The organism is Ruminococcus sp. 8Y-12, assembly GCF_058119865.1.
Window position 1 is genome coordinate 3,429,225 of sequence record NZ_CM176623.1, and the last position, 11,942, is coordinate 3,441,166.

The 11,942-nt window shown below is 47.3% G+C and carries 7 protein-coding genes and 1 pseudogene; 6 read left to right on the plus strand and 2 right to left on the minus strand.

Annotated elements, in window-relative coordinates; translation table 11 throughout:
• Positions 1–4: 4 nt before the first annotated feature.
• Positions 5–430 carry a GerW family sporulation protein gene (locus AC0THY_RS13440; protein WP_489991109.1) on the plus strand — a complete coding sequence of 142 codons (426 nt, stop codon included), beginning with the start codon at positions 5–7 and terminating at the stop codon, positions 428–430.
• 267 nt (positions 431–697) lie between these two features.
• Here AC0THY_RS13440 and rpmB read toward each other — a convergent pair whose 3' ends face one another.
• On the minus strand, positions 698–883 hold the full coding sequence (gene rpmB, locus AC0THY_RS13445; protein WP_296837004.1) for a 50S ribosomal protein L28: 186 nt from the start codon (positions 881–883) through the stop codon (positions 698–700).
• A gap of 214 nt (positions 884–1,097) precedes the next feature.
• On the opposite strand from rpmB, the gene AC0THY_RS13450 reads away from it, so the two are divergent.
• From AC0THY_RS13450 to AC0THY_RS13470, 5 genes are all read left to right on the plus strand, one after another.
• Positions 1,098–1,454 (plus strand): Asp23/Gls24 family envelope stress response protein, encoded by a 357-nt coding sequence (locus tag AC0THY_RS13450; protein ID WP_489991110.1) that lies wholly within the window; start codon positions 1,098–1,100, stop codon positions 1,452–1,454.
• Positions 1,455–1,467: 13 nt separating this feature from the next.
• Positions 1,468–3,141 (plus strand): DAK2 domain-containing protein, encoded by a 1,674-nt coding sequence (locus AC0THY_RS13455; protein WP_489991111.1) that lies wholly within the window; start codon positions 1,468–1,470, stop codon positions 3,139–3,141.
• An 8-nt stretch (positions 3,142–3,149) separates the two neighbouring features.
• Entirely contained in the window at positions 3,150–5,207 is a 2,058-nt protein-coding gene (gene recG, locus AC0THY_RS13460) for an ATP-dependent DNA helicase RecG (protein WP_489991112.1), read from the plus strand.
• Positions 5,208–5,335: 128 nt separating this feature from the next.
• Positions 5,336–10,777, plus strand: a complete 5,442-nt coding sequence (locus AC0THY_RS13465) for a CotH kinase family protein (protein ID WP_489991113.1) — start codon at positions 5,336–5,338, stop codon at positions 10,775–10,777.
• A gap of 93 nt (positions 10,778–10,870) precedes the next feature.
• A complete protein-coding gene (locus AC0THY_RS13470; RefSeq protein WP_489991114.1) occupies positions 10,871–11,347 on the plus strand; it encodes a DUF6465 family protein in 477 nt (158 codons plus the stop codon).
• Positions 11,348–11,575: 228 nt separating this feature from the next.
• Here AC0THY_RS13470 and AC0THY_RS13475 read toward each other — a convergent pair.
• Positions 11,576–11,776 (minus strand): annotated as a pseudogene (locus tag AC0THY_RS13475) (alpha/beta-type small acid-soluble spore protein); the annotation flags it as partial.
• Positions 11,777–11,942: the final 166 nt, after the last annotated feature.

Here is an 11,942-nt window from a genome sequence, read left to right on the forward strand (position 1 = left end):
AGACATGGCTTCAGACAACAACTTTCAGACAACCGTAGATTCTCTTTTCAAGGGAATGGACAGCTTCATCACCACAAAGACCGTGGTTGGGGAGGCCATCCACATCGGCGATACCATTATACTGCCATTAGTAGATGTTACCTTTGGAGTGGCAGCCACAGCCAAAGCGGAGGACAAAAGGAACAACGGAGGCGGCGGAATGGGCGGTAAGATGTCCCCTAGCGCTGTGCTGGTCATTCAAAACGGAACCACAAAGCTGGTAAATGTGAAGAATCAGGATGGGCTTACCAAAATCCTGGATATGGTACCAGACTTTGTAAACAAATTTACTGAGGGAAAGATGGGCACATCCTCTGAGACGGACAGGGAGGAAGCGGCCAAGGCGATGGAAGAAGAGATAAAAAACGCCGCGGATAGTGTAGTAGAATAAAAAATGCTGCATATAATGTAAAAAGGCATTCTATGGAGCGTTTATGAGGCGCATTATCGGATATACATTATTTTGGATGGGAATAGGGATGTTGATTGCGGTAATCATTCCATATGTAATCATATCCGTTCTTATTACAGCCGTTTTACTGCTCATTGGTTATAATCTGTTTTGCTGTTAGGGTATCCAAAGCGACCAGGTCATTTCCGGAAATGACCTGGTCGCTTTGGATATAAAAAGGCCTCTCAAAATGAGAGGCTTTCATACTTATGCTCTTTCCACTTTGCCGGATCTTAAACAAGAAGTACATACATACATCTTTTTAGCAGCTCCATTAACTTTAACCTTTACAGATTTAATATTAGACTTCCACATTTTGTTGGATCTTCTATGGGAATGACTCACATTATTTCCGAAATGAGCACCCTTATCACAAATAGCACATCTAGCCATGATTGCACCTCCTTGAATATATATTGCCTATCTCTTATAGGCTCACAACACTAGATATTTTAGCAGATACACCTATGTTTTGCAAGTGAAAAATAAAAATTTCTGCAAATATTTTACAAAAACCAAAAATATATATTTCATTTTGTATGAAAACAGGGTATAATCATAAATAATAATTCAGAATGAATACCAATACTATATGGGAGGTACCGATATGAAGGGACGTATGGATACAGAACTTGGTTCGATCTTAATTGATACGGACGTGATTGCGACTTACGCGGGAAGCGTCGCTGTTGAGTGCTTTGGCATTGTGGGGATGGCGGCTGTAAATATGAAGGATGGATTGGTTAAGCTATTAAAGAGGGAGAGTTTAAAACACGGCATCAATGTAGAAATCAATGACAATAAGATTTCCCTTGACTTTCATGTGATTGTCTCCTATGGGGTAAGTATTTCCGCAGTAGCTGAGAATCTCTTCGACAGCGTTAAGTATAAGCTGGAGGAGTTTACCGGTATGGAGATTGAAAAAATAAATATCTACGTTGAAGGCGTAAGAGCGATTGATTAAGGAGGAACTTGTTGTGGTAACAAATACGATAAACGCCAAGTTATGCGCAAAGATGTTTTTGGCGGGGGCAAAAAATCTGGAAGCGAAAAAGGAGTGGATTAATGAGCTGAACGTATTCCCTGTTCCCGACGGCGATACAGGGACAAATATGACCCTCACTATCATGTCCGCTGCAAAGGAAGTAGCATCTCTGGAGAATCTGGATATGGAGTCCCTGGCAAGAGCTATTTCTTCCGGATCACTGCGCGGCGCCCGCGGAAACTCGGGAGTAATCCTCTCACAGCTGTTCCGTGGCTTTACAAAGGGAATCAAGCACTATGAGGAGGTGGACACGGTTATTCTGGCGGCTGCCATGCAGAAGGCTGTGGAGACTGCTTACAAGGCGGTTATGAAGCCGAAAGAGGGAACCATCCTTACGGTTGCCAAGGGAGCTGCGGACAAGGCGGCTGAGTTGGCGGAGACAGATGTGGAGATGAAGGAGTTTATTCAGCAGGTGATTGACCACGCGGATTTTGTGCTCTCCCAGACACCGGAGATGCTGCCGGTCCTGAAGGAAGCCGGGGTAGTTGACTCCGGCGGACAGGGACTGATGCAGGTTCTGCGGGGCGCCTACGACGCATTCTTGGGCAAAGAGATCGATTATACCATAGAGGGAGCTTCTAAGGGGGCGGGCACCAGCGTGACCTACACTGCTGCTCCTCAGACTGAGGCAGACATTAAATTTGGCTATTGCACGGAATTCATCATTATGTTGGAGAAGGAGTACACAGAAGAGGCAGAGCAGGGATTTAAAGGATTTTTAGAGTCCATCGGGGATTCTATCGTAGTGGTTTCAGACGATGATATTGTAAAGGTTCATGTACATACCAATGATCCTGGTAAGGCAATATCAAAAGCGTTGACCTATGGCTCCCTGACAAAGATGAAGATTGACAATATGAGAGAAGAGCATCATGAGAAATTGATCAAGGATGCGGAAAAGATGGCAGCTATGCAGGCGCAGGAGGCACAGGCATCCGCACCTAAGAAAGAGGTTGGTTTTATCTCAGTATCCATTGGGGAAGGCGTGGGGGAAATCTTTAAAGGACTGGGAGTGGACTACCTGATTGAGGGTGGGCAAACCATGAATCCCAGCACAGAGGATATGCTACGGGCCATCGAGAAGGTGAATGCGGACAATGTATTTATTTTCCCTAACAATAAAAATATCATACTGGCAGCCAACCAGGCAAAGGTATTAACCAGAGATAAGAAAGTGGTGGTAATCCCCACAAAGACAGTACCCCAGGGGATCACAGCCATGATCAATTACAATGTGGAGCTCACGGCAGAGGACAATGAGGCTGCCATGAATGAAGAGATCAGGCACGTGAAGACTGGGCAGGTGACCTATGCGGTGAGGGATACCCACATTGACGATAAAGAAATCAAAGAGGGAGACATCATGGGCATCGGCGATCACGCTATTCTGGCGGTGGGCCAGGAGATCAGCCAGGTGGCCAGGGAGACGGTTGACCTGATGATGGACGAGGAATCGGAGCTGATCAGTGTCTATTACGGGGAGGAAGTGGATGAGGATGCCGCAAACCAGTTGGGTGAGGAGCTGATGAAACAGTACCCCTCCTGTGATGTGGAGGTGTACTTTGGAGGACAGCCCATCTACTACTATGTAATATCTGTGGAATAGGAGTGTCTATGAATGAGTTATCCCCCATAGATGCAGTTAAGGGCATTGGGGAAAAAACAAAAAAAGTATTTGAGCGGGCAGGGATCAACCGGGTGGGAGACCTGCTCCACTATTATCCCAAAACCTATGATACGTTTGCACCTCCGGTTCCCATATCAGAGGTGCAAGAGGATGCACTTGTATGTGTCTGCGGGATAATTGACCGCCCTGTGACTGTGCGCTATGTAAAACGGATGCAGATCGCGGCCACTGTGCTTCGGGATGAGACGGGCACTCTGAATACAAGCTGGTTTCACATGCCCTATTTGAAAAACACACTGAAGCCCGGCGCTAAATATATTTTCCGCGGACGTATTATAAAAAAAGGACAGCAGCTGTTCCTGGAACAGCCTGCTGTTTTTGACGTTCAATCATATCTGGAGATGAGGGGCACACTTCAGCCCCTGTATCCCCTTACGGAGGGGCTGACCAACAAAATGGTCTCAAAGGCGGTCCGACAGGCTCTGGAGAAAGCGGAACTCACAAGAGAGGTCCTTCCCATGGAAGCCAGAAAGCAGTATAATCTGGCGGAGTACCATTTTGCCTTGGAGCAAATCCATTTTCCAAAGGACCTTCACCATATGATGCTGGCCAGACACAGGCTGGTGTTTGATGAATTTTTCCTGTTTATCCTGGCCCTGCGCAGTCTGAAGCAGAACCGGGTGGAGGTTCGCCATCATTTTTGTATTGAGAAAAAGCCATTGACGGATCAGGTCATCTCCCGGCTGCCCTATGCCCTGACAAAGGCCCAGCAGAAGGTTTGGAGGGAGCTGGAACAGGATCTGACAGGTCCTAAGGTGATGGCTAGGCTGATACAGGGGGATGTTGGGTCCGGAAAGACTGTCCTGGCGGTTCTGGCTTTGCTTTTGACAGCGGAGAACGGATACCAAGGCTCTATAATGGTCCCAACGGAGGTGCTTGCCAGACAGCACTATGAGTCTTTCAAAGAACTGTTTCGGGAACAGGGTCTGCCCTTTCAGGCAGTGTTGCTCACCGGGTCCATGACCGCAAGAGAAAAGAAACAGGCCTACAGACTAATTGAGGAGGGGGAGGCGCAGATTATTATCGGGACTCACGCCCTGATTCAGGAGAAGGTTCAGTATCAGTCCCTGGCATTGGTGGTCACGGACGAACAGCACCGTTTCGGTGTAAAGCAGAGGGAGGCACTGGCGGGAAAGGGGGAGACCCCGCACACGATCGTGATGAGTGCAACTCCGATCCCCAGAACTCTGGCTGTGATTCTGTACGGGGATCTGGATATTTCAGTGGTGGATGAGCTGCCTGCAAACCGCCTGCCAATCAAAAACTGTGTGGTGGGAACCTCCTACCGCAAAAAGGCATATGAGTTTATTGAAAAAGAAATAAAAGCGGGCCGTCAGGCCTATGTAATCTGTCCAATGGTAGAAGAGAGTGAAGCTATTGAGGCTGAGAACGTGATTGAGTACACAGACCGTCTCCGCGCTGCTCTGGACAAAGCGATTCGGGTGGAGTACCTCCACGGAAAGATGAAGCCAAAGGAAAAAAATGAGATTATGGAGCGCTTTGCAGAGGGGGAGATACAGGTCTTGGTTTCCACCACTGTGGTGGAGGTGGGAGTAAATGTGCCAAATGCCACGGTGATGATGATAGAAAACGCGGAGCGCTTCGGATTGGCCCAGCTCCATCAGCTGAGGGGCAGAGTGGGGCGGGGGGGATTTCAGTCCTACTGCATTATGGTGCGCAGCTCTGACAGCCAAAAGACAAAGGAGAGACTGGAGATCCTGAATCAATCCAACGATGGCTTTTACATCGCAGGTGAGGATCTGAAGCTTCGGGGGCCGGGAGACTTGTTTGGCATCCGCCAAAGCGGTATTCTGGACTTTAAGCTGGGAGATGTATTTCAGGATGCGGCCATTTTGCAGGAGGCCAGCCAGGCGGCAAGCAGACTTCTGGAGGAGGACCCGGAGTTTGAGAGGGCGGAGCACAGGCTTTTGAGAGAGAAGGTGGCGGAAATGGTGAGGGGAGAGACAGGGACGCTGAATCTGTAAAGATTTCGGAAAGTTTCAAAAAAATTTGTCTGAATTGCTGCTAAAAATATGAAAATATGTGACAAATATGGCAGTATATGCTAAAATGTAAAGAAAACGGGGATATCAACCAAGCAAGGAGGAAAGTTATGAGACAACGATCAAATGTATTAAAGCAGGGTATGGCAATGCTGCTTGCCTTTATTCTGTGTGTTTCCGGGTTAGGCTGGTTGCCGCCGGCGGGCATGACTGCAAAGGCTGCAGGAAAGATAGAGATTTCGTCTGCCAGGGAGCTGGCTCAGATCGGAACAAGCCCTGAGTATCCTATGAATGGGAACTATGTCCTCACTAAGGATATTGATCTGTCCACGTACAATAATGGAGAGTGGATACCGATTGGAGGCTCCGGGGGGCCGGAGTACGGTCTGGTAAGCGGCGACAGGGTTTTTAGCGGCACGTTCGACGGAAATGGGAAGACCATCTCAAATCTGAAGATCAGCTTTGACGGCAGCAGCAGTCAAAACACCACAAACCAGTCCGGGCTTTTTGCCATGATCGGCAGTGATTCCTCTGAACACTACGCGGAAGTGAAAAATTTAAACTTTACGGATGTCTCTGTGTCGCACCTGCTGGGGAGAGGGGACAGCATCGGGACTCTGGCAGCGGATGTTGACGGGTATGCCAGAATCGACAATATTGCAGTCCTGAGCGGAGAGATCAGGGCCACATCCGGTCCGGGAAGTGACTTGATCGGAGTCGGAGGCGTAGTGGGTCAGGTCCGCACAAACAATTCCGCGGTCAGGATGACCAATCTGTACAATGCCGCTGATGTGGAGGTGGCGCAGGGCCTGAGTTCTAACTGGGTGCGCTGCGGAGGAATCCTTGGAAGGATACATCAGTCCAGTCATATCGGAGCTCTGAGTTCTTGCTTAAATGTGGGGAAGATTACCTACAAGGGCGGTCAGGGATATGCCGTAAACGGCTACAGTTCCAGTCCGGATTCAGAGGCAAATACGGCGAATATCACAGCCTGCTTCGGTTTGGCAGGGACAGGGAGGTTCACCTCTGCGGTAACACAGATCACGGAGGCGGAGCTGGGCAGTGAAGCGGTAAAAAATGCCCTGGGGGCTGACTATTGGACAATCTCTGGAAACCGGATCATGCCGATTATCAGTGAGGGTAAGGTCGTCACGCCAATTCCAATGCCCACATTTGCGGACGGAGACAGCGCTTCCTCCGTTACCAAGTCCTTTACCCTCCCGCTGGCCTATGAGTCGGAGAAAGGGACGGAGGCCATCACCTGGAGCAGCAGTAATCCGGAGATCATAGCCATCGATGGCGCAGACGCTCTGGTAAAAGGAGTTATCGCAGACGCGCAGGTGACACTTACCGCACAGACCGGGTCCGGAAAGACAAAGTCAATCACCGTAACCGTGGTCTCAAACCTCGTACTGGAGATTGACCAGGAATATGCGAAGCCCGGGACCTCCATCACTGCCGCTGTGGCAAATTATCCGGAGGATTTGGATATAAGTTACCGGTGGGAGATTGATGGAAAAACGGTTTCCCAGACAGACGCATACACCCCCGCACAGAGCGATGTGAACCACTTTATAACAGTCACAGCCAGCACAGGCAATGGGGAAAAGATCGATGACCTGAAGTTCTACTGCAGTAAGCTTCCGGTTGTATATATTGATACGGAAGACGGACACGGCATTACAAGTAAAGACATATATAAGCCTGCGTCCATGCGCATACAGGGAAATGACCGGTTCAACAGCCAGAATACCACAATGTATGACGGGGGAATCTCCATTCGGGGACGCGGAAACAGTACCTGGAATACTTCCTTTAACAAATTGCCCTATAAGATCAAGCTGGACAGCAAAACAGACTTGTTTGGGTTTGGTAAGAGCAAGCACTGGGCTCTATTAGCCAACTATATGGATGAGTCCCTTGTGCGAAACACCACGTCCTATGACCTTTCCGGTACAATGGGAATGAATTACCTGAAGTCCACCCATGTGGATGTGATTCTAAACGGAGTGTACGCAGGAAATTATCAGTTGGTGGGGAATGTGAGGGTTGAATCCAGCCGCGTGGATATCTATGACTGGGAGGATTGTGCCAAAGAAGCGGCCAAGTACGTCATTAAGCAGGCCAAGGACAATACGGATGGCGCTGCGGACCAACTGGAAGAGCGTCTGGTGGAGAATCTGGGTTGGATAACCAGCGGTACGGTGGACTACAATGGAAATACATATGACATAACAAACTGCCTCCCCAAGGATGAGGAAGGAAATGTGGATTACTCTGGCGGATTTTTGATGGAATTGGATGGGTATTATGATGAGGTTTCTAAATTCAAAACCCAGAACAATCAGCCGATTATGCTTAAAAGTCCTGAATTCGCCTATACCAATGACAACCTTTTCAATTCCGTAAAAAACTATATTCAGGCAGTGGAAAACAGCATCGTTGCAGGGGACTTCCAGACGGAGTATGAGCAGCAGAGCTGCCACTATTCAGATCTGGTGGATATGGATTCGCTGGTGCGCTATTTCATGCTGAACGAGTTTTTCTGGAACACGGAGACAATGAAAAAGAGTACCTACATGTATAAAGACCTGGGCGGTAAGCTGTACATAGGGCCCATCTGGGACATGGACTGGACCTCCAACAGTCTTATCAGCGCGTCTGAGACGAGCAACTATGACAGGTGGGTGACTTCAGACCGCAATGATTCAAACGGACATTGCGCTCAGAACCAGCAGTGGTATAAATATCTGCTCAGTGAGCCCTATTTTGCAGTAAAAGTATATGAGTGCTACAGGGACAACCGGCAGAACTTTGAGGATATCGTCAGAGATGGAGGAATCATTGACCAGCAGGCAGAATATCTGAAAGAATCGGCTGATGCAAACTTTAGGAATGGATTTGTTTACCACAATTCTGCGGATTTTGATAGTCAGATCAGCCGTCTGAAGACATTCCTGAAAAACAGGCTGAACTGGCTGGATCAACAGTTTACCTCTGTGGAGAAACTGCTCTCATCCTTTGACCAGGGGCTGAGAAACAGTTACAATAGCCCGGTGACAAGAGGTTTCCAGGCATCTGACAGTATTTCGGTGGAAGCGGACACTGCAGAGAAGGGAAGGACCACTTACACGGCAAAGGTGTCCGGCAGCAGCATTGAAAAAGTTGGATTTTATATAAACGGAAAGCTGGCAGGCACAGCAGATGTGACAGATAGCACTGCGAAGCTGACTGTGGAGGATGCCTGTCTGGAAAAAGAGTCCAACCGTTACAATACCGTGCAGGTTCGGGGATTTGACCGGAACGGAGTGCTGCTTTCAAACGGCAGTATTACAAACTATGCGGTTTTTGAAAAGGAAATAGAGGAGGAAGAAGAAAAAGGTCATCTAATTATCAATCAGGTATACGGCGGGGGGATGAATGACAAGACACCCGTATCTCACAGCTTTATAGAACTGTACAACCCCACTGACAGTGCGGTGGATCTGGATGGCTATTCCCTGGGCTACCTGTCAGGTGGTGAGAATGGGTCGGCTGCCACAGAGCAGAAGCTTTCCCTTAGCGGAATGCTTCCGGCATATACCTCTTATCTGGTGCGCTGTGAGGAACAGGACACCTCAACACCGGAGCTGATTAAGTATGCAGTGAAAAAATTTGACCAGGAGTGGGAGCAGACCATTGACAACAAAAGGTTCCGTATTGTGCTTTACAAGGGCACAGAGGCAGAGGACGGAGTGTCTGTAAATGAAGGAAACATAGAGGGCGCTGCACTTCCCGATGGAACCATCAGTAAACAGAAGGCAATCCGCCGCAGGAACTTTGCGGATACCAACAATAACCGGAATGACTTTGAAGTGGTAAACTACCGGGATGAGGCGGATGCAGCAGTAAAGAAGTATCCCAGAAGCATGGCGGATGGGATATGGAGAACAGACAATGAGCCTGTTGTCACGCCGGACCCGGATAAAAAGCTGGAGGGAAGCGTTTCCATCCGCGGAAATGCCATCGCGGAGGCAATACTCTATGCGGATGAGGCCGTGGCTAATAACACCGGAACACTCAACTACCAGTGGTATGCAGATGGACAGGAGATACCAGGAGAAACTGGCATGTTCCTGGTGGTTGACAAGGAATATGAGGGCCGGAAGATATCGGTATCCATTACGAGTACAGTGGAGACCGGACAGGTGGACAGCGCTGCGACAGAGGTGGTACGTATTTTGGCCCCTCAGACGGAGCATATGATTATCAATCAGGTATACGGAGGTGGCGGAAAGGGAGATACGCCAGTGTCCCACAGTTTCATAGAACTTTATAACTCCACAGACAGGGATATCAACCTGGAGAATTACCGCATTGCCTATTTGTCTAAGGGGACTGTTGAGTCACTGGATTTAACAGGCACAGTGCCGCCCCATACATCATATCTGGTGCAATGCGCCAAAGAGGAGACAGATAAAGCAGTCTGTACATTGTCAAATGCGGATATTATATGGGATATGGTCATCAGCAATAAGAGCTATAGTGTAGTGCTCTTTGACAGGGAAACCCAAGTGGATGGAGTATCGGTCAATGAGGAAACGGTGGAAGGAATACCACTTGAAGATCCTTCGGGGGATACGATTATTTCAAAGAACAAATCCATTCGCAGAATTGGATTTATAGACACGGATCAGAATACAGATGATTTTGAAGTATTAAACTACAGCAAGCTGACACCACCTCTTTTGGAGAGGGTGATGCCCAGATCAATGCAGGACGGCAGCTGGGGTATAAAGGATGTTGTAGTCAAGAAGGAGTATACAGTGACTTTCAGCGTCGATGGCGTGCTCACAAAAGTGACAGTGGAAGAGGGCAGCCTGGTGACACCGATTGCGGACCCGGTAAAAGAGGGATATCAATTTGATGGATGGTACAGCAATGGCAGAAAATATGATTTCTCTGCAAAAGTGAACACAGATCTTGTCCTAACTGCCCAGTGGCAGAAAAAAATAGTAGAAGAGCCGAAATTAGCGGCTCCCAAAGTGACGGAAGTAAAAAGCCTTATCACGTCAAAGGCTTCACGGGTGCGGGTAAAAGTAGGGAAGGTGAGTGGTGCAGCTTCCTATCAGATTTACCGCAAAAAGGGCAGTTCCACAAAGCTTTTGGGGGAGACCAAAACGGGTATTTTCTACGATGACAATCCGGTTACCGGAAAGGTATCCTATCTGGCTAGAGCAGACAGCGGAAAAACAGTCAGTGGATTCGGGGCATCCAAAAGCATTACTCTGCCAAAAACTACGTCGAAAATAGCAGTGAAGGCACTGAAAGGGAAAAAGAGCGTCAGCTTAAAATGGAAACGTGTGAAGGGAGCTACCGGTTATGTGATCTACCGTTCCACAAAAAAGAACAGCGGTTATAAGCGGATAGCTGTGATAAAAAAAGGAAATAAGATCGCCTATACGGACAGAAAAGGCTTGAAGAAAGGGAAGAAATATTACTACCGCATTGTGACAGCAAAGAAGAAGATCTACAGTCCGGCAAAAACGTCTAAATTGGTAAAGGTTAGGTAACCTCTAATTTATTGTTGCCAATTTTAAGTATTTGTTATATTATTGTCATTGTAATGTTTTTTATAGCGTAGTTTTTATGAGGAGGATGATTGTATGAAAACTGTAAAAGCAATTGCGAAAGAGACAGCAAAGGTGACGGCTCCGGAGGTTGAAACAGTACCCGAAAAAAAGACTGCTTCCAAGACTGAAGTGAAAGCTGATAAGAAGGAAACAGTAAAAAAAGAGACGAAGGCAGAAGCCGAGAAAGCTGCCCCTACAGCAGCAGAAGCACCAAAAAAAGCAGAGGAGCCCAAGGCCGCCGTTGCAAAGACAAAAACTGCGCCTGAGAAAAAAACACCCGCAAAAAAAGCGCCGGCTAAGAAAGCAGCCATCAAGGAAACCGTATTTCTGCAGTATGGCGGAAAAGAGATCAGCAACGAGGATGTTGTAAAAAAAGTGAAAGAGATCTGGACAAAGACACTGAAGAATAAAGTCGGAGACATAAAAACCATCTCTATTTATCTGAAACCGGAAGAGAATATGGCGTACTATGTAATCAACGATGACGTGACAGGAAGTGTAGAATTATAGTAATGGTTTTGTAGGACTGTGCATTTTCTGTGCAGACTGCAGATAATTGATTCTACATACTTAGGGAAAAGAATAAGAGCTTTGGAATCTAACTGGACTCCAAAGCTCTTATTTCATTTTCTGTCTAGTAAATCAGACTAAGTGGTAAACTTAGAACTGAGAACCAGTACCGGACACGCCAGTGCTTCCCATGGATGCACTAGATACGCCAGCGCTTCCCATAGATGCTCCAGACATCTGTCTTTCCTGAGCTTCGATCATCTTTTTAACCATATAGCCACCAACAGAACCATTCTGTTTAGAAGTCAGGTTTCCGTTATAACCATCTGTTAAGGGTACTCCAAGTTCCTGTGCTACTTCCATTTTGAAACGGTCTAATGCACCCTTTGCCTCTGGTACTGCTGCTGTGTTTGAAGATCTACTTGCCATAATTCAACGCCTCCTTTTTTGAAACATTTCTTTTTGACTTTTATTTGCAATTGTTAGTTGCAATTCTAGTATGTGAAAAAAACAGAATTATAAACTAGGAATTCTTTCAAGTTTTTACATTTTATTGAAAATATATTGTCGCTTTACATTCTCTTATGTTATAATG